The organism is Legionella yabuuchiae (genome assembly GCF_900640115.1).
Lineage (GTDB): Bacteria > Pseudomonadota > Gammaproteobacteria > Legionellales > Legionellaceae > Legionella_A > Legionella_A yabuuchiae.
In genome coordinates, this window is sequence record NZ_CAAAIW010000017.1 from 19,603 (window position 1) to 38,139 (window position 18,537).

Consider the following 18,537-nt stretch of genomic DNA (forward strand, 5'->3'; position numbering starts at 1 on the left):
ACGCCGATTTATTGGGCAAGACCAGTCCTGTGTTATCATCAAAACACACGTTAAACTTGACATTTATCGAGGCAAACTATGGTTGATTTAAAGGCAAAAGTGGCTAAAGCGGCGATGGAATATATTAATGATAATATGGTCGTTGGTGTTGGAACGGGTTCAACGGTGAACTACTTTATCCAAGAATTAGCTGCTATCAAGCATCGAATTGATGCAGCGGTTGCTAGCTCTATTGCGACCGAAAATAAATTGCGCGAATTTGGCATCCCAGTCATCGATTTAAACGTGGCCCCGGAAGTTCCAATTTATATTGATGGAGCTGACGAGGTAAATCATGAGCATCAAATGATTAAAGGCGGCGGTGGCGCTTTAACACGCGAAAAAATAGTCGCATCGGTGGCGAAGACATTTCTTTGCATTGTGGATGAGTCTAAAGTCGTAACCAACCTCGGCGCTTTTCCAATCGCGGTTGAAGTTATACCCTTGGCTAGAAGTTATGTCGCTCGTGAACTGGTAAAATTGGGCGGTGATCCCGTGTATCGCGAAGGATTTTTAACCGATAACGGTAACCTATTGCTGGATGTTTATGATGCGAATCTTAATTCGCCGCAGGAGTTGGAAAACGCGATTAATCTTATTCCAGGGGTGGTGGAAAACGGTCTTTTTGCGCGTCGGCGAGCGGATATTGTTCTAGTGGCCAGTCAACGTGGTGTGGATTCTTTCTAAATAGATCAGCGACTCCCGAAAAAGACCTTGCTATCCAGTACAGTCAAAGCGTTGGGAACCGCTAGAGATTGACTAGGGCAAGATCATGACATTTAGTTAGGAACGTTGCTAAAAAAAATGAATTAAAAGATTGTTTGTATTGTGTCATGCCTGCGCAATTAATGACACATCAAATCCATGCTTTAATCATATTATGATTTTACCCTGATGAATTGACAATGTTCTTAGAACAGTTCATCTTTAATTTATTATCATCTCTTCACAAAGGATTGTGATGGCCAAGCAAGAGGTTGAGGTATTGGTTGTTGGGGCTGGCCCTGTAGGTCTTTTTTGTGCACTGGAGCTGGTGCGCCATGGCATTCGTTGTCGCATTGTGGAGCAAAAAAGTAACCTCAGTGATAAGTCTAAAGCGTTAGGACTTCATATTCGCACCTTAGATGTTTTTCAGGATATTGGGTTATTTAATGAAATCCTAAAGCAAGGGCACAAAGTACAAGGGGTGGTCTTTAAATCAAACGAGCGCGAGCTCGTGCGCGCTGATTTTAAAGACATCGAAGCAAACCATCATTTTTTGGTTGATTTGCCTCAAGATAAAACGGAACGCGTTTTATACGATCGTTTACAACAACAAGGCATCGATGTGGAGTGGGAAACAACACTCACCAATGTCTCACAAACCAACTCAGAAGTCGTCTCCTCATTAACCCGCTCAAATGGAACAGAAGAAACGGTGCAAACCAAATGGCTGATTGCTTGTGATGGAGCCCATAGTACGGTGCGACATCGATGCGATATTGACTTTGAGGGGTCGGAGTACAATCAAAACTGGTGGTTGGCTGATTTGTTAATTGATTGGGACGAGCCTGAAGATTATATGTCCATTTATATTGGTCCTAAAGGTCCTTTGGCTTGTTTTCCTATGGGCAATAAACGATATCGTTTAGTGTTAACTGCGCCAAAGAACCATGACCACGATCCAAGTTTTGCAGACATTGTAACCGCATTTAATGAGCGATCGAATGATAAAGCTAAATTATCAAATCCCATTTGGATTACAAAATTTTACATTCATCATCGCCAAATTCAACAGTACCGCCGCAACCGAATCTTTTTTGCCGGAGATGCTGCGCACATCCATAGTCCTATGGGGGGGCAAGGTCTTAATACAGGCATTCAGGATGTGTATAACTTGATATGGAAATTGGCGTTAGTTGAACGGGGTCGGGGCCAGGATGTTCTTCTTGACTCCTATCATTTAGAGCGCTATCCAGTGGGCAAGCAGGTTCTAAAGGAAACGGATCTCATGACCCGGATGATCTTATTGGAAAACAAATCCCTTATTAGCATCCGAAACTTTATGCTATCAACGCTTATGTCGTTTGAATTCATTCGCAATACCCTGGCCGCGCAAATTGCGGAGTTGCGAATTTCTTATGAAAAAAGCCCTATTGTGAAGGATTTGTCGCACCATGTTCGCCTTAAAGCCGGTACGTTTTTGGCGGATTTCAATTTAACGAACGTTGCAACGGATGAAATTAAGTCCTTGTCTGAAATTTTGCGTGGAACAAAGCATCAATTGCTATTATTTTCCGGCATCGCCGGTCATCCAGAAGCGTTTTTGTTGGACATTGCGAAACGCATCAATGAGCAATACGCCGATGTGGTGGAATCACACCTCATTTTAAGTCATGGCGTGGATCTTCCCGAAAATAACGCGCATTATTGTTGGATTGATGATCAAGGAGTGCAAGAAAGCCTTGATCTTGAAAAACCTGCCGTTGTTTTAATACGCCCCGATAAATACATCGCATTTTCTCAAACCCCAGCCGTTCAGAGCGTTTTGAATGATTATTTGGAAGAGATTTTTATTAGGCAGCGTCCCTAAAGTTTCGCGAGGAGCGAAAAAGTGAGAGATTGAGGCTAAATTTATGCTCGATCGAGGCGAATAGCTAGCCCTATTTAACGAGATCGAGCATAAATTTAGATCAATCTATCGCTTTTGCAGCCCCGCGATAACTTTAGGGACGTTGCCTAACCAATCCTAGGCCGCGTTTTTAAACCTAAAAAATCAAATAGCGAAAAAACCAGTCTCTTCATGTCCAATGGGTATAGCATGCTTCCTGCCTATGACATCGACGCTGCCTACCTGAATCGATTTATTCGGGTCATCTGTTAATCTGCGTACCCCCAAATTAATGTTTTCCTTAAGCTTTTCTTAAGGTTTGATCCTTATACTTCTACCTGTAATATAAGGAGAGCAGTGATGCGGGTATTGATTGTCGAGGATAATGCATTTAATGCATTCTGCCTTACTCGATTGTTTGAAGCAGTTTGTGCAGCGGCACAAGTCACCGTCGTAACGGAAAGTCATGACGCGTTATTAAAATTAGAGCAACTTCATCCCCACTTGATTGTGTTAGATGGTGATTTAGGCGCAGAGGATGGCCGTTATTGCAATGGTCCTGTATTGGCAGATCTCATCTGGCGTAAATATCCCAGCCATGCCATCGTGGCGTGGACTGATAACCTGCTCATGAGACGTGCTTTTGCAGAAGTCTTTCATGCGCATCGAAAACCTTTTAAAGACTTCACCATGTGGTCTAAAATTATCCCCCAAAAACAGCTTTACCAAGCCCTGGTCGATTTATCCAAGATATTTGATTTAGGCTATTATTGGCAAGCGCATTCTTCTTTTAATTTAGAGCGGCTATACGCTTAGCTATTTCTGATTTAATGCGCTTCGTCCCAATTGTTCCCAACGCCAATCGCAACTTCCAATGGCACGGATAATTCAACGGTTGTTTCCATTAATTGTTTAATTTTTTCTTTAACCGAGTCCACTACCTCTTGATGCACTTCAAACACCAACTCATCATGAACCTGCATAATCATACGAGTGTTTGGGTTGGCTGTGGATTGCCATTGATGAATGGCAATCATCGCTTGTTTAATAATATCCGCGGCAGTTCCCTGCATGGGCGCATTAATCGCCGTGCGTTCAGCTGCTTTTTGACGCATCATATTGCGGGCGTTAATTTCAGGAAGATGTAAGCGCCGACCAAATACCGTTTCGACATACCCTTGACGCCGAGCTAACGTTCGGGTTCGTTCCATATAGTCCAACACGCCTGGGTAGCGTTGAAAATAGCGATCAATATAGGACTGTGCTTGTTCTCGTTCAACACCGATTTGCTTCGCTAAACCAAAGGCTGACATGCCATAGATTAAACCAAAATTAACGGCTTTCGAACTTCGACGTTGATGACTGGAGACTTCTTTTTGAGGAACGCCAAAAATCTCACTGGCGGTTGCAGTATGAATATCCCAACCTTTTGCAAACGCATTCAGTAAGCTCTCATCTTGCGACAAATGAGCCATGATGCGAAGTTCAATTTGGGAATAGTCGGCCGCCAAGATTAGATGATTGCTTGGCGCAATAAACGCTTTGCGTATCATCCGGCCTTCATCAGTGCGAATGGGGATGTTTTGTAAATTCGGATCACTGGACGATAATCGCCCTGTTGCCGCAACCGCTTGATTATAGGAAGTATGAACGCGCTTGGTCGTTGGATTAATTCGTTTTGGCAAAGCATCAATATAGGTAGAGACCAACTTACTTAAGCTACGATAGCGCAAAATGACGGCTGGGAGTCGATAATCATAAGCCAGCTCTTGCAACACCGCTTCAGCAGTAGAGGGCTGACCTGTAGGAGTTTTTGCTAAAACAGGAAGCTTTTGTTCTTCAAATAAAATTTCTTGCAGCTGCTTAGGAGAATTAAGATTAAAGGGTTTACCGGTAATGGTCAAAGCTTCTTGTTGCAGTAGTTCCAATTCAGCTTTCAAACGTTTTCCCTGCTCAGCTAAGGTGTCTTTATCTATGAGAACACCACAGCGCTCCATTTCAGCTAAAACTGTTAATAGTGGTATCTCAATAGTCTGAAAAACAGATCGTAAGCGTTCATCCATTAATGGGTATAAGGTTTCATGAAGCTTAATGGTCACGTCGGCATCTTCAGCGGCATAGGGGGCGGCTTTAGAAACAGGAATTTGATCAAAACGCAATTGTTTTGCGCCAGTGCCGGCCACATCGGCATAACTAATGGTTTTGTGGCCTAAATATTTCAGCGCTAAGGAATCCATATCATGACGCGCGGCGGTGCTGTTTAAAACATACGATTCAAGCATCGTATCGTAAGCGATGCCGTTTAGTGTTATGCCATGGTTTTTGAGCACGATATAATCGTATTTGAGATTTTGACCTATTTTTTTGATGTTTGGATGTTCTAATATTGGTTTTAACGCGTTAAGGGTGTCTTCAAAAGGCAGTTGTTCAATGCCATCTTGATGCTTTAACGGAATATAGGCTGGCTTATCAGGTTCGATGGCTAAAGAAATTCCAACCAACTCAGCGCTCATGGCATCCAGGTTCGTGGTTTCTGTGTCAATGCAAAAAGCTTCACAGGCCTGTAGTGACTTGATCCATTGATTTAGTGTATCTTGGTTTGTGATGAGTTCAAATTGCAGGTTTGTCGAGTTTTTTTTATCATGATTATTTTTTTCTTCGGCTTCTAACAGTTCTTTAAGCCACGTTTTAAACTCATACTCTCGGGCTAATTCAATAAGCTTGTCATGGTTTATATCGCTGCGTTTAAGATCATCCATGGTTAGGGATAACTCTAAATCAGTTTTGATCGTCACAAGTTTTTTTGAAAGTGGTAATTGATCAAGACTTTCGCGTAAGTTCTCGCCCACCTTGCCGCCGATCTCATCGGCGTGCTCCATAAGGTTGTCGAGGGTATCATATTGTTCTAGCCACTTAACCGCGGTTTTAGGGCCGCATTTAGGCACACCGGGAATGTTATCCGAAGTATCGCCGGTTAAGGTTAAATAATCGATGATTTGTTCAGGAGTGACGCCAAATTTATCTTTAACCCCTTCTGGATTCATGGTTTTATTGGTCATGGTATTGATTAATGTCACATCTTCATTCACCAACTGGGCCATGTCTTTATCACCGGTTGAGATAAGCACAGTCATGTCTTTAGAAGTGGCTTTTACGGCTAAAGTTCCTATCACATCATCGGCTTCTACGCCGTCCATGGTCAGCAATGGAAGGCCCATGGCTTTGAGCACTTCTTGTAACGGTTTAAATTGGCTGCTTAATTCATCCGGCATCGGGGGGCGATTGGCTTTATATTGGGGATACCATTCATCTCGGAAAGTTTTTCCCTTGGCATCAAAGACCACGGCCATGTAGGTAGGCTCGTAATCTTTAATGAGCCGCTTAATCATATTGGCTACGCCATAAATTGCCCCAGTAGGTTGCCCCTTAGAATTTGTAAGCGGAGGTAGCGCATGAAAGGCACGAAAAAAATAGGATGAGCCGTCAACCAGAACCAAAGGTTTGGACATTGTAATTATTTCTCCAATTGCTCGACTTGTTTTGCTAATTTCTCAACTTTTTCGGACAAGGACTTAAGATTTTTACGCATCATTGGAATGCGGGTGCTGCTTAATTCTTGTTCGATAGCTTTGTCTTTAGGTCGCGCAGGATTTCCAAGATAAATATTACCCTGCTTTAAGTGCTTTTTGGGAGGAACGCCAGCTCTTGCACCTAATATTACGCCATCATCAATCCGTACATGATCACTCACACCAACATTCGCTGCAAAAATAACGTGATCGCCACTAGAAGAACTTCCAGCAATACCGGTGAATGCGCAGATGATATTATGCTTCCCAATTTTTACGGAATGAGCGATTTGCACTAAGTTATCGATTTTACTGCCTTCACCAATAACGGTCGCGCCCATCGTTGCACGGTCTATAACTGTATTTGCGCCAATTTCTACATCGCTTTCAATGATAACATGGCCAACATGAGGAACCTTTAAATGCTTGCCATTGTCTTGAGTATAACCAAATCCATCCGATCCAATCACGGTTGAAGCGTGAATGCTAACGCGTTCTCCGATTTTGCAGGAATCATAAATGGTGACATGGGCATGAAGTGTTGTATCTGCGCCAATTTCCACATTACGGCCAATGTAAACATGGCCTTTAATCACACAGTCGTCGCCAATGTTACTGTTGGACTCCACCACGACATAAGGTCCAATAGCTACGTTTTTCCCTAGTTTGACGTTATCCGCGATAATGGCAGTAGGGTGAATACCGGTGTCAGGACGCTGTACGGGATAAAAATGATTAAGCAGGGTTATGAAGGCTTTAAGAGGATTGGTAACTTGAATTAAAGGCTTGCTACTGCCATCAATTTTGCTGGCCACCAAAATCGCAGCGGCGGGTGATTCTTCGGCTTGTTGGAGGTTTTCAGCACCTTCAGCAAATACTAAAGAATTGGGTATTATATTATCGATTGGGGATAAAGCGCTGATGGTTTTACTTTTATCTCCAATCACTGTTCCTTCGACGAGCGTTGCTATCTCAAGTAATGTAGCATTCATGAATAACCTTCTAAACTGACAAATCGGTAAATTATAGCCTGATGAGCATGAACTTGCGAATAATTGCAGGGTTTTAAATAAAGGAAACTACATTCTCCGTAGAATCAATACTGCGTTAGCGCCACCAAATGCAAAATGATTGGATAAGGCGATGTCTACTGGTTTTTTTCTGGCTTCATTGGGAACATAATCCAGATCGCAGGTTGGATCAGGCTCTTCAAGATTGATGGTGGGTAATAAGATATCTTGTTGCAGGCACAGCGTTGTTGCGATGATCTCCATTGCACCGGCCGCTCCTATTGCATGTCCAGTGAGGGCTTTTTGCGCGGTGATGGGGATCTGATAAGCTTGGTTACCGAATACGGTTTTAATGGTTTGGGTTTCTGTAATGTCGTTTAACTGAGTTCCAGTACCATGAGCGCTAATGTACTGCACATCGTTTGGAGAAAGCTTAGCGTCTTCGAGTGCCGCTGTGACGGCACGAACTTGCCCTTGTGTGTTTGGTGCGGTAACATGCGTGGCGTCGCAACTGGCTCCAAAGCCTATAATTTCTGCATAAATGGTTGCGCCACGAGCTTTAGCGTGCTCAAGTTCTTCCAAGATTAAGACCCCCGCACCATCTGCCATAACCATACCATCACGATGTTTATCAAATGGCCGACTGGCTTTGGCGGGTAATTCATTTTGAGTTGACATGACACGCAACTTGCACCAAGCCGCCATAATGGTTTCCCATACCAATGATTCGGTCCCGCCGCATAAAGCAACGGACAATTGTCCATGAGCAATTTGTTGGTAAGCAAGCCCTATGGCTTCTGCAGAGGAAACACAGGCGTTCGAAACAGTCATATTAGGGCCATGGAGTCCAAAGGCAATTGCAATATGATTCGCAATGGAATTTGGCATGCCCCGAATGACACTTAAGGCTGGGATTTTTTTCCAACTTTCCGTAAAAAAAGACTGATACGCTTCTTCAAGCTCAGGCATTCCTCCAAGACTTGTGCCGATGTAGGTACCAGCGTTTTGCAACTCCTGGGCAGTCAACCCAGCTCTTTTAATGGCATGATGAGCACAATACAAAGCGTATTGAGCGACACGGGGATAGCGTTTTGGTTTATTAAATTCAGGTAAATTATCTAGGTTTAAATCGCGAATTTCTCCAGCGATTTGGGTGGTGTAAGGTGAGGGATCATAAGCTTGAATTCGTTTAATACCACAGGTTCCATTAACGGCAGCATGCCAAAAGTTTTCAAGCCCACACCCTATCGATGAGGTGATTTCCATGCTTGTGATCACAACCCTTTTTTTCATGCCGTTTCCTCATTTGAATTACCACCTCGACCCATCCTTTTTTCAGTGAGAATACTAAAGGTTGGTAAGCAAATGCGTCAAGCGTTATTATCTTAGAGTGCATTATTTTTTGACGTTTATGAACAAAGCAGGGTTAATTTCAGGTGCTCATTATAATGGAGACAGTGAATTTATTTGCTGCAGCAAACGCTTGGTGGTACTAACCCAATAGTCACACATAGTTTCTATCTCAAATCCAAGGCGGGCATATAATTTAATTGCATGACTATTTTTAGTCTGTACATCAAGGCAAAGTCTTGGTTTTTTCTGATCCAGCGCATAATTAATACAATAGGCAATCAATTCGCGTCCCAATCCTTGGGCTTGTAAATCAGGCAAAATGGCAATATCTGATAACTTTGCCCCTTCCCTTATCCAATGAATGTGCGCTTTTCCTACCGGTTGTTCATTTATAGAGGCGATGACCAGGCGATAGGCTCGATCATTTAAAAGCGCTAAAATACGAGTGCGTATATCGTGAGGATAGTCAGGAAAACAGAGACTGTCGGCTTTGCATAAAAATGAAGCGTCATCAATAGATGCTTTTTTAAAATGTAGTCTTGGAGATTCAAGTACGATTTTTTCATTGGAAAATCGAATCATTTCGTATTCGCTTTCATAATAGCGAAACCCCCAAGAAGGAAGCCATGAATCTTTTGCTTTTTCTGTACTAGAAACGATCACTTGCACGACTTCTTCTGAGTCAATAAACGGAAGTAAAGAGGCCAATAATACACTCGCAATTTTTTGTCTTCGAAAAGCCGGATCAACCATTAATGCTACTTCGCAGGCGTTATCATAGAAAAAATAGGCGCTTACAAAACCAATTAGTCGTTCATTTTCATAATATAAAAAAGTCGAGGGCTTTTGCCTGGGTTCTATTAAGATGTGGGGGTAGATGGGGATAATATGCTGATCAGCAACTTTACAAGCACGCTGAAGTTGCTTAAGTTCTAGCAGTTGTTTTTTATTGAGTTGGCTTGTTTGGATTAACATAATTTTTATGTACCATATCTTATCAGATCATGCCGCCTTAAACCGCTTGCAAAGATGGCTTTAGCTGTTTCCCTTCCTATGCATAATCCAAACATAGGTTGTTTTTTTCAGTATAGTGCATAACCCTTTTACTGAGATAAATAGGGCGTTAATTAATTATAAAAAACAAGACAAAAACTAAACTTAACATGATCACCATAGGGTTTAAGCGTTGGCGAGTGATTAATTTCAGCAGAGCATAAACGATAATTCCTGCTCCAATTCCATCTGCGATTGAAGAGGTAAAAGGGATCATCATGATAATGAGCATGCTGGGAGCGGCTTCGGTAATATCGGTGAGGTTCATGCCCACGACGTTTCGCATCATGCAGCAGGCGACATACAATAACGCAGGGCCGGATGCGAAGCTTGGAATGGCTTGGGCTAAGGGAAAGAAAAATAACACTAAAAGAAACCCTATCGCGATGACGATTGCCGTAAGCCCTGTTCTGCCCCCCGCTTCAATTCCCGCGGCGGATTCAATAAAAGGCGAGGTGCTGGCAGAGCCTAATAGTCCGGCGAGCGCGGATGCGGTTGCATCAGCAGTTAAGCTTTTACGAATTCGTTGTTGATAATTGTTCATGGTTTTGAAGACGGATTGATTTAATAATCCAATAAGCGTTCCAGTGGCATCAAATACAGCAATGAGAAAAAACGCAAAGGTCGCTTTAATCGCCGCCATGCTACCCATCCCTGAGAAATCGAGCTTAAAGAAGGTGGGAGCAAGGGAGGGGGGAAAGCCTAATACGCCATGCCATTTGGTTAACCCAATGAGAAGGCTAATCATACTAATGGATAGAATGCCAATGATGATTGCTCCGGGAATGCGATAATAATCCAGGGCTAAGATCAATAAAAACCCTGCAAAAAATAGCAAGCTTTCAGGACGTGATAAATCGCCTAAATGCATTAAAGTATGGTTGCCGCTGACAATAATTTGATTGGTTTGCAAGGCAATTAATGCGATTAAAAGGCTGATTCCGATGAGAATGGCGACCTGCAAATTATACGGAATGGCTTCGGTTAATAAACGGCGTAATTGAGTTAGGGTGACCATTAAGAAAAGAATACCCGATATGAACACCATCGCCAAAGCATGTTGCCAGTCAAACCCAAGCCCTTGGACCACGCTATAAGAAAAATAAATATTGAGTGCCATTCCTGGGGCGACTCCAACAGGGATGTTCGCATAGAGTCCAATGAACGCAGAGGCGAAAGCAGATACTAAGCATGTGGCTGTGAACACAGCACCTTGATCCATGCCTGCATCATGCAAAATGGCAGGATTAACAAACGCGATATAAACCATGGTTAAAAAGGTTGAAAGACCTGCCAATATCTCGGTTTTGTAGGATATTTTCTTATCCTGAGCGGTCGGATTCATTTGCATTACTCATTAAAAAACCCATAACTGGGGGTTAAAAATGGAAATTTAGTACTCCGAAGACAATCTCAATGGCAATCAATATAATGATGGTAATTTCAAGGCCGTGCGCATGGCGGTTTTCTAGATAACCGTTAAACATTTCAAAAATTTCGTTTATAGTATCTAGACGATGGTTAATGGCATTTACCCGCCGTTGCATGTGTAAATAGCGCTCTAACATAATGAAGTATTCTTCAAGCGTTGGGTGCTGCCAGAAATATTTAGGGTGATAAAGAAAGTTACTGATTAAGTTCATTTCGCTTTTCGCGCCTAAAATTTCTCCAATGATTTGACGAATTTGTTTCCGGCTTATGCCCATATCGCCTTTGCTGGATAAGGTATGGATGAGCGGAGTGTATTTTTCAATCAATGCTTCTAAAATGGTTTCAAAATATTGTAATTTGACCGATTGGGCAAATCCGTATGAAAGGCTTAATTTAATTTCATCATTATCTTCTTCAAGCGTAATGCAATCGACATCAAAATAATCGTGAGGTTTAATGCTTGTTGTTTCACCGATTTTATAACTGAAATCATCATGTACTTCAAAGGCTGTGGGTTTATTGGCATACAGTCTAATGGTATCTAGGTAGGCATTGATCTGGTGGCGTTTAATGCCCCAGGATACAACCGTGCCGTTTTTAAAGACATAGACCACATGGTTGCTATTATGATGTCTTAATTTTAAGGTGTCGCGGGACCGTGCGGATGTATAGCTTTTTAATGTGTTTTTATAGTGATTATCCAAGCGGGCCAAATCAATACTATTTGCGATGCAAAAACTCAGGCATTCCATGGTTCAGGGCTTCCGAAGGTAAAGTTTAGTACCTGTAGTAACAGTGCTATTCTGAAGTAGAAAAGGGTTCGTTGCAAGGGTGTTGAAAAATAATACCTCTGTACCGTTCGATTTTAAGTAACCGTTTTTGCGAGGAGTGCTGCGACGAAGCAATCAAGTTCGACATTTGAACAAATTGATAAGCTTGATTGCTTCGCTAGCGCTCGCAAAGACGAATCTATGAAAAATTGTACCGTTCAAAGAAATAATGCCTTCTACAGGACAAAAAAATGGCGAGGAAGTTGATTGGGGATAGATGCCATTTTTTGTCCAAAATCATTTAAGCATCTGCTGTTTGACGAGCGGGATAGCCTTTTTTTCGATCCACCGCGCCTCCTAACCATTGGGGACAGACCTCAAGGATTTCAGCAATTTTATCCAGTTGATCTGGGGGGGGAAGGATGTGACCAAATATCATCGAGTTTGCAAGGTGTCTAGTTACACCAAACACTTTGGCAACGGCTTTTGTTTTTTCATTAATTTCTTCAGGGAAGCCTAACAAGGAAAGCTCGCGGTTAAACCGCTGCGAAAACACCTTACTGTTCATTTTTCACTCCTTGAAAAATAATTGAGTAATTACCGATTTCAAGTCAACTCATTGCAAAAGATCCTTGCCAGCTTTTTATATCGCATTTCTGAACTTGAGAAAAGAGTTTTTTAATATTTTTTAGAGAGTTAGCGCGATTGCCTACCCAAACTCAGCCGCCATCCTTCTTACACTCATCAGGGGACTCAAGAAGTTTTCTCACTGAAATAATTTAAGTCTAATTCTCTAGCGGCTTTGACATCATCCAATCGACGTGCTGGCAAGGTATGTGGCGCTTCTTTTAAGAGAGCAGGATTCGTTTCGGCCTCATAACGAATGGCGCTCATTGCACTCACAAACCCATCCAGCTCTTCAAGGGCTTCAGTTTCAGTAGGTTCAATGAGAAAACATTCAGGGATAAGTAAGGGGAAGTAAGTCGTGGGTGCATGGAACCCATAATCGAGCAAACGCTTGGCCACATCCATGGCGGTAATTCCAAATTTCTTCTTTTCAGAGCTTAACGTCAGTATAAATTCATGACTGGCGCGGCGATTAGGGTAAGCGGCTTTAAATCCAGCGCTGGTCAATTCGGTTAAAAGATAATTGGCATTTAATGTTGCAAATTCGGATACACGGTGTAACCCCTCATGACCTAACACTCGGATGTAAAAATAAGCACGAAGTAAAATAGCCGCATTTCCCATAAAACAGGATAAGCGTCCAATACTTTGGGGGTAATCAGCGCGCTCTGCCCAGCGGTAGCTCTCATCCATCTTAAGCACAACAGGCAAAGGCATGAATGGGAGTAAGCGCTTATTTACTGCAATAGGCCCCGCTCCTGGCCCGCCACCGCCGTGAGGGGTGGCAAAGGTCTTATGTAAGTTTAAATGCATCACATCAAACCCCATGTCTCCAGGACGTACTTTGCCTAAAATGGCATTTAAATTGGCACCATCGTAGTACAACAGTCCCCCGGCTTGGTGGACAATATCCGCGATGTCTTTTATTTGACGCATGAATAACCCAAGCGTTGAAGGATTGGTTAACATTATTCCGGCGGTATGAGGGCCTACACGTTGTTTCAGCGCGTCCAAATCCATATCACCATCTTCTGCCGTAGGTATTTCCACCACCTTATAGCCACACATCACCGCAGAAGCTGGATTGGTGCCATGTGCTGCATCAGGAATTAAAATCTCATTTCGCTGACTATCGCCGCGCGATTGGTGATACGCTTTAATCATGGCGACCCCCGCAAACTCGCCTTGCGAACCTGCCATGGACGTTAACGAAACCCCAGCCATACCGGTGATTTCAGCAAGGTACGTTTGTAAATGGTACAAGGCCCTTAAAAAACCCTGACTCACTTCAGTGGTGGTCATTGGGTGACGGTTATTAAAACCGGGTAATGAGGCCGCCTTATGAACGCCGCGAGGGTTGTACTTCATAGTACAAGAACCGAGCGGATAAAAATTGGTATCGATGGCGAAATTTTTTTGCGATAAGCGGGTGTAGTGTCGCACCACTTGCAACTCAGAGCAGGAGGGCCAGCGTGGTGGGCTTTTACGGAGGTATTTCTCTGGCAAATCAGGTTTTTTGTTCGACGTTTTAGGTGCTTGAGCGGTTGCCTGCCGCCCTGATTTTGAGAGTTCGAAAATTAACATAACTTTCCTTCCGAATGTTGAATAACCTCTTTCAGCTCATCGCGATGTTTTACGGGGGTAAACTCAATCAGCTCGTAATCTGCAATTTCCGCAAGATGATAGGGATCTGTTTCTAAGATGGATTCCAGCATGGGCCGATCTTTCGTCAGAGCAATAATGATTCCACCGGTTCGAGGGTTCATTGGACCAGAGGCTAATAGTAACCCTTGTTTATAGTAATAATCGAGAAATTCACGATGCGCTTGTAAATACTTGTCCACCTCTTCTAGTGGAACTTTATAATTTAATTTTACAATGATCATAGTTTTCGTCTCATTTGGTGACCTAAATGGCATTAATGTCGGTTAGGTCGAACTTAGATTAGTTCATATGCTTAGCTAGCGCTTTCGCATACCGTTGAAGGTCTTCGGACGTTCTCATTTCAGTCGCGCAAACCAATAGTGTATTGGCTAATGTTGGAAAATGCGCTTCCAAAGCGTAACCGCCATCAATTCCTTCAGCACGCAGTGCTTTTAAAACCTCATCCACCGGTTTGTTGAGTTTAAGTAATGCTTCATGAAAATAATGGGATGAAAACACTTGTTCCACACCATCAATTGCAGTCAAACAATCGACCAATTCATGCGTGTTTTCAAAACATTGGCGCGCAACCTGGCTAAGCCCCTCTTCTCCCAGAAGGCTCATGTGGATGGTCGCGGCGGTGACCAGCAATCCCTGGTTTGTACAGATATTGGACGTCGCTTTCCCGCGACGAATGTGTTGTTCTCGTGCTTGTAAGGTGAGGGTAAATCCAGTATTGCCGTCTTTATCTAACGTACGGCCAATTAATCGACCAGGCATTTGGCGCACATGCTCTAATTTCGTGCTGAAAAAGCCAAAATAAGGGCCGCCTGAAGCGAGCGGGGAGCCAAAGGGTTGACCCTCACCGCAGACAATATCCACCCCGTCTTTTCCCCATTGGCCAGGTGGTTTTAATAATCCCAAGGAAACTGGATTGACACATGCGATGGCAATCGTTTGGTTGGCACGCGCCCAATCGCATAACTCATCGGCTTCTTCAAGACAGCCAAAAAAATTCGGCTGATTAATTACCAATCCCGTAATATCTTCCCCCTGATAGGCCTCTAAAGCTGACAGCGAAGTAATCCCTTGTTCAGAGTCAAACGGGAGGTTAATCACTTCAATGTGTTGGTTGCGCACGATGGTTTCGACGGTTTCACGATAAAAAGGGTGGAGAGTTCCGACCATTAAAATGCGATTGGATTTGCTGTGACGATTGATTCGAACCGCCATTAACACCGCTTCCGCAAGTGCTGTGGCGCCGTCATACATGGAGGCATTGGCAACATCCATCCCAGTCAACTCGGCGATCATAGTTTGGTATTCATAGAGCAATTGCAACGTGCCTTGACTGGCTTCAGCCTGATAGGGCGTATACGCGGTTAAAAACTCACCACGAGAAGCAATATCCCACACGGCAGCAGGAATATGATGTTCATATGCGCCGGCCCCAATAAAGCAAACACCATTTTTGTTTTGGTTTGCTAACTCCTTTGCATGGTTGAGCATGGTCATTTCATTCATGCCTTTAGGTATTGTTTTGAATTCTTCATGTCTAAGGGACGAAGGAATTTCATCAAATAAGGCTGTGAGTTCAGTGACATTGATGCGATTGAGCATCTTCGTTACATCATCTTCAGTGTGTGGAATATAAGGCATGGTTTATTCTTCCTCAGCAATTTCTTGCTCATAAGCCTCTGCGTCGAGCAGGTTTTCAATTTCAGCGGGTGAATTAGGCTTAATTTTAACCAGCCAACCTGTTCCATAAGGGTCCTGATTGACCAAGGCTGGATCTTCGCAAACTTTAGGATTTACAGCCACAATAACCCCACTAATTGGGGTATAAAAATCTGCCGCGGCTTTAACGGACTCAACCACGCCAAGCTCATCGCCACTAGAAACGGTGTTGCCGACTTCAGGCAAATCAACAAACACTAAGTCGCCTAACAACCTTTGTGCATGATCGGTAATACCAATGGTGGCTTCCCCATCGTTAACTAGGATCCACTCATGGGTTTCGGTGAACTTTAAATTTGCTGGTACATCACTCATGATTTATTCCTCTTTATAAAATCCCTAGGGTTTAAAGATCCCACAGCACTTGGCCGTGTTTAACAAACCGAGGTTTTCCGGTTTTGGCCTTTAATAATTTGCCGCGAATATCGACTAACACTTCATCGCCAACCTGCGCAGGAACGCGTGCAAACGCTATTGAGCGCTCCAAGGTGGGAGAATAGGTTCCGCTGGTAATGATTCCTTCACGGCCATCTGAGAGAATAACACGCTGGCCGCCGCGCATAATGCCTTTGTCTTCCAATAACAGCCCTATTAGTGTTCGTTTAATGCCTTGTTGCTTTTGGGAGAGCAACGCCCCCATGCCTATGAAATTACGATCATGCGGTTCCCATTTAATAGTCCAAGCTAAACCCGACTCCAAAGGGGTTGTTGATTGATCCATGTCTTGTCCATACAACATTAATCCAGCTTCAAGCCGAAGGGTATCACGTGCAGCCAAACCACAAGGCTGAATTCCAGCACTTAAGAGTTTAGTCCAGAGGTCACTGATTTCATCCTGCGGAACAACAATCTCTAACCCATCTTCACCGGTATAGCCTGTGCGGGCGAAAAACCAACCATCGACATCGACGCATTCAAAGGTGGTTAATGTGGAAATGGCATCGGCTTGGGCAGGGCTTAGAAGATTCAAGACTTTATTTATTGCCTTTGGCCCCTGAACCGCTAACATGGCCAGCTCATTCCGTTCCTGCAAGCCTACCGAAAATCCTTGAATTTTATCTCGGATCCAATCTAGGTCTTGTGAGCGCGTGGCTGAATTTAATACCAAACGATAATTATCTGGAGCTCGTTGATAGACAATTAGATCGTCAATGATGCCGCCATGTTCGTTGCACATACAGCTGTATAAAGCACGGCCTGTGTGTTCTAACTGATCCACATCATTGGTTAATAAACGTCTTAAAAATTGACGACCGCCCGCACCGAGGACATCAACCACGGTCATATGTGAGACATCAAACATGCCGGCGTTATGGCGTACTTCTTGGTGCTCTTGCAATTGCGAACCATAGTGCAACGGCATTTCCCAACCGTGGAAATCAACCATTTTTGCACCCTGTAAGACATGATTGTCGTGAAGGGGGGTTTTTGCAAGCATTGCGATTCCTTCCTTTCGCTTAAATTGAGATTTGATTATAACGAGATGTTGTTTTGCAATACAATGCCCCATCATCTAGTATCAAAGAAAGATTATTTCGTGAGACTCTGTAATGTCCTGGCAATGGTTGCTTGATTTAGGTTGGTTTTTAATATTGCTGCTACTGTTTGGATACTTCTGGCGGACAAGGGCCGCCATTGAAAAAACCAAGCAATGGAACATAACAAAGGGTCGAATTACTTCCTGTGAATGGAGCATGCAAGGCCATCAAGTATGGCCAAAGATTGAATATCGATATCAAGTCCGAGGACAACGATATATCGGAGAGCATCTTTTTTTAGATACACTGCATAATACTCCTTACAGTGCGCGCGCTCGCAGACTGGCACACAAAGTTGCTGATGCTTGCAAAGAAGATAAAGAGTTGGACGTTTATTATGATCCCGCTCATCCCGAGCATGCTGTTTTAGATGTTTCAACCCCTCCCAAACTGAACTTTATTTTACTGCTCATCCTGGGATTTATGTTATTGCATCTTGTGATTATGGGATTGCGTTTTTTCTCTTAACTTATGGGGCTGGTTTGGCCTTTGCATCTGATTGATTATCTAAGTTGTCATTTGGAGAGCTCGGTTGACAGACGCAAGGCGGTTCAATGACCTTCGATTGTAGGCTGGTAATGGCCAAACCTCGGACCCCTTGTCCCCCTGATACTTCTTTAAACTGAATTGTGACGCTTAAAGTTTGTTTCTGTTGATATTGAGGATTTTTATACACCACGAGTAAGGGCATGTTGGCTTGCCAAACATCGCTATTGAGTGGTTTTATTTCAGGAGGAAGTTGAGCTACAGCATTCACAAAATAGTTATTTTTTTGCACAGTATCTGGCAACTTCGAAGCATTTAAGGCTTTGCTGTAAGCAATCCAGCCGTCTGCAGTAAAGTATTTCGCAATTTCTTTTTGACGTGGTAAGAAGTTTTTATAGTTATAGGTATAAGTTGCGACAATCGCCTCATTGACCCAAACGGAACGTTGGATGTCTTCAACTTCTGCTTTGGCTGCAACAGGGATGAGCCACGCACATACCATGAAGAAAGAAGTTAAACCTTTGAAAGCCATAATTACCTCTCCTTATCCTTATTCCTTTACCTATTGTAGAATCGAAACGCTTCACTCTGCAAATTGTGTAACCTGTGAGAGGATACCCCCATGATCGTTCAAAAAGCATAAATCACGCATTTTGAAAGATTACGGGTATATATCCCATCCGGATGTCT

Annotated in this window: 17 protein-coding genes; 4 read left to right on the forward strand and 13 right to left on the reverse strand. The window is 43.2% G+C overall.

Annotation, left to right across the window (positions count from 1 at the left end; translation table 11 throughout):
* Positions 1-78 precede the first annotated feature (78 nt).
* The 3 genes from rpiA (at position 79) to E1O47_RS07560 (ending at position 3,445) form a co-directional block, all read left to right on the forward strand.
* Positions 79-726, forward strand: coding sequence for a ribose-5-phosphate isomerase RpiA (gene rpiA / locus E1O47_RS07550; RefSeq protein ID WP_133130656.1), 648 nt, complete (start codon positions 79-81; stop codon positions 724-726).
* 274 nt (positions 727-1,000) lie between these two features.
* The gene (locus tag E1O47_RS07555) at positions 1,001-2,611 is read left to right on the forward strand and encodes an FAD-dependent monooxygenase (protein WP_133130657.1); all 1,611 of its coding nucleotides are present in this window, start codon (positions 1,001-1,003) and stop codon (positions 2,609-2,611) included.
* Between the two features lie 378 nt (positions 2,612-2,989).
* The gene (locus tag E1O47_RS07560; protein ID WP_133130658.1) at positions 2,990-3,445 is read left to right on the forward strand and encodes a response regulator; all 456 of its coding nucleotides are present in this window, start codon (positions 2,990-2,992) and stop codon (positions 3,443-3,445) included.
* A gap of 11 nt (positions 3,446-3,456) precedes the next feature.
* Here the strand turns inward: E1O47_RS07560 and polA are convergent, their stop codons facing one another.
* The 12 genes from polA to gcvT form a co-directional block, all read right to left on the reverse strand.
* Positions 3,457-6,138: a DNA polymerase I gene (polA, locus tag E1O47_RS07565; protein ID WP_133130659.1), complete on the reverse strand. Its 2,682-nt coding sequence runs from the start codon at positions 6,136-6,138 to the stop codon at positions 3,457-3,459.
* Between the two features lie 5 nt (positions 6,139-6,143).
* The gene (gene lpxD / locus E1O47_RS07570) at positions 6,144-7,190 is read right to left on the reverse strand and encodes a UDP-3-O-(3-hydroxymyristoyl)glucosamine N-acyltransferase (RefSeq protein WP_133130660.1); all 1,047 of its coding nucleotides are present in this window, start codon (positions 7,188-7,190) and stop codon (positions 6,144-6,146) included.
* Between the two features lie 87 nt (positions 7,191-7,277).
* Complete coding sequence (locus E1O47_RS07575; protein WP_133130661.1) at positions 7,278-8,501, reverse strand: beta-ketoacyl-[acyl-carrier-protein] synthase family protein; 1,224 nt, start codon at positions 8,499-8,501, stop codon at positions 7,278-7,280.
* Between the two features lie 150 nt (positions 8,502-8,651).
* Positions 8,652-9,536 (reverse strand): GNAT family N-acetyltransferase, encoded by an 885-nt coding sequence (locus E1O47_RS07580; protein WP_133130662.1) that lies wholly within the window; start codon positions 9,534-9,536, stop codon positions 8,652-8,654.
* Between the two features lie 148 nt (positions 9,537-9,684).
* Entirely contained in the window at positions 9,685-10,959 is a 1,275-nt protein-coding gene (locus E1O47_RS07585) for an NCS2 family permease (protein ID WP_242602055.1), read from the reverse strand.
* 34 nt (positions 10,960-10,993) lie between these two features.
* Entirely contained in the window at positions 10,994-11,797 is an 804-nt protein-coding gene (locus tag E1O47_RS07590) for an RMD1 family protein (protein ID WP_133130664.1), read from the reverse strand.
* Between the two features lie 319 nt (positions 11,798-12,116).
* Entirely contained in the window at positions 12,117-12,383 is a 267-nt protein-coding gene (locus E1O47_RS07595; RefSeq protein WP_133130665.1) for a hypothetical protein, read from the reverse strand.
* 185 nt (positions 12,384-12,568) lie between these two features.
* A complete protein-coding gene (gene gcvPB, locus E1O47_RS07600; RefSeq protein ID WP_133130666.1) occupies positions 12,569-14,026 on the reverse strand; it encodes an aminomethyl-transferring glycine dehydrogenase subunit GcvPB in 1,458 nt (485 codons plus the stop codon).
* Positions 14,020-14,328 carry a YciI family protein gene (locus E1O47_RS07605; RefSeq protein ID WP_133130667.1) on the reverse strand — a complete coding sequence of 103 codons (309 nt, stop codon included), beginning with the start codon at positions 14,326-14,328 and terminating at the stop codon, positions 14,020-14,022. The genes gcvPB and E1O47_RS07605 overlap by 7 nt, the downstream gene beginning before the upstream one ends.
* Positions 14,329-14,386: 58 nt before the next feature.
* Entirely contained in the window at positions 14,387-15,745 is a 1,359-nt protein-coding gene (gcvPA, locus tag E1O47_RS07610; protein WP_133130668.1) for an aminomethyl-transferring glycine dehydrogenase subunit GcvPA, read from the reverse strand.
* A gap of 3 nt (positions 15,746-15,748) precedes the next feature.
* Positions 15,749-16,138, reverse strand: coding sequence for a glycine cleavage system protein GcvH (gcvH, locus tag E1O47_RS07615; protein ID WP_133130669.1), 390 nt, complete (start codon positions 16,136-16,138; stop codon positions 15,749-15,751).
* Positions 16,139-16,169: 31 nt separating this feature from the next.
* Complete coding sequence (gene gcvT, locus E1O47_RS07620; RefSeq protein ID WP_133130670.1) at positions 16,170-17,261, reverse strand: glycine cleavage system aminomethyltransferase GcvT; 1,092 nt, start codon at positions 17,259-17,261, stop codon at positions 16,170-16,172.
* A gap of 112 nt (positions 17,262-17,373) precedes the next feature.
* Here gcvT and E1O47_RS07625 point away from each other — a divergent pair, with 112 nt between their 5' ends.
* Positions 17,374-17,829 carry a DUF3592 domain-containing protein gene (locus E1O47_RS07625; protein ID WP_133130671.1) on the forward strand — a complete coding sequence of 152 codons (456 nt, stop codon included), beginning with the start codon at positions 17,374-17,376 and terminating at the stop codon, positions 17,827-17,829.
* Position 17,830: 1 nt separating this feature from the next.
* On the opposite strand, the gene E1O47_RS07630 is transcribed toward E1O47_RS07625, so the two are convergent.
* A complete protein-coding gene (locus tag E1O47_RS07630) occupies positions 17,831-18,379 on the reverse strand; it encodes a DotI/IcmL family type IV secretion protein (protein ID WP_242602057.1) in 549 nt (182 codons plus the stop codon).
* Positions 18,380-18,537 lie beyond the last annotated feature (158 nt).

Bases quoted from the DNA above. Each gene is read 5' to 3' on its own strand.
- rpiA (WP_133130656.1), top strand. From the start codon at position 79: ATGGTTGATTTAAAGGCAAAAGTGGCTAAAGCGGCGATGGAATATATT.
- E1O47_RS07555 (WP_133130657.1), top strand. From the start codon at position 1,001: ATGGCCAAGCAAGAGGTTGAGGTATTGGTTGTTGGGGCTGGCCCTGTA.
- E1O47_RS07560 (WP_133130658.1), top strand. From the start codon at position 2,990: ATGCGGGTATTGATTGTCGAGGATAATGCATTTAATGCATTCTGCCTT.
- polA (WP_133130659.1), bottom strand. From the start codon at position 6,138: ATGTCCAAACCTTTGGTTCTGGTTGACGGCTCATCCTATTTTTTTCGT.
- lpxD (WP_133130660.1), bottom strand. From the start codon at position 7,190: ATGAATGCTACATTACTTGAGATAGCAACGCTCGTCGAAGGAACAGTG.
- E1O47_RS07575 (WP_133130661.1), bottom strand. From the start codon at position 8,501: ATGAAAAAAAGGGTTGTGATCACAAGCATGGAAATCACCTCATCGATA.
- E1O47_RS07580 (WP_133130662.1), bottom strand. From the start codon at position 9,536: ATGTTAATCCAAACAAGCCAACTCAATAAAAAACAACTGCTAGAACTT.
- E1O47_RS07585 (WP_242602055.1), bottom strand. From the start codon at position 10,959: ATGAATCCGACCGCTCAGGATAAGAAAATATCCTACAAAACCGAGATA.
- E1O47_RS07590 (WP_133130664.1), bottom strand. From the start codon at position 11,797: ATGGAATGCCTGAGTTTTTGCATCGCAAATAGTATTGATTTGGCCCGC.
- E1O47_RS07595 (WP_133130665.1), bottom strand. From the start codon at position 12,383: ATGAACAGTAAGGTGTTTTCGCAGCGGTTTAACCGCGAGCTTTCCTTG.
- gcvPB (WP_133130666.1), bottom strand. From the start codon at position 14,026: ATGTTAATTTTCGAACTCTCAAAATCAGGGCGGCAGGCAACCGCTCAA.
- E1O47_RS07605 (WP_133130667.1), bottom strand. From the start codon at position 14,328: ATGATCATTGTAAAATTAAATTATAAAGTTCCACTAGAAGAGGTGGAC.
- gcvPA (WP_133130668.1), bottom strand. From the start codon at position 15,745: ATGCCTTATATTCCACACACTGAAGATGATGTAACGAAGATGCTCAAT.
- gcvH (WP_133130669.1), bottom strand. From the start codon at position 16,138: ATGAGTGATGTACCAGCAAATTTAAAGTTCACCGAAACCCATGAGTGG.
- gcvT (WP_133130670.1), bottom strand. From the start codon at position 17,261: ATGCTTGCAAAAACCCCCCTTCACGACAATCATGTCTTACAGGGTGCA.
- E1O47_RS07625 (WP_133130671.1), top strand. From the start codon at position 17,374: ATGTCCTGGCAATGGTTGCTTGATTTAGGTTGGTTTTTAATATTGCTG.
- E1O47_RS07630 (WP_242602057.1), bottom strand. From the start codon at position 18,379: ATGGCTTTCAAAGGTTTAACTTCTTTCTTCATGGTATGTGCGTGGCTC.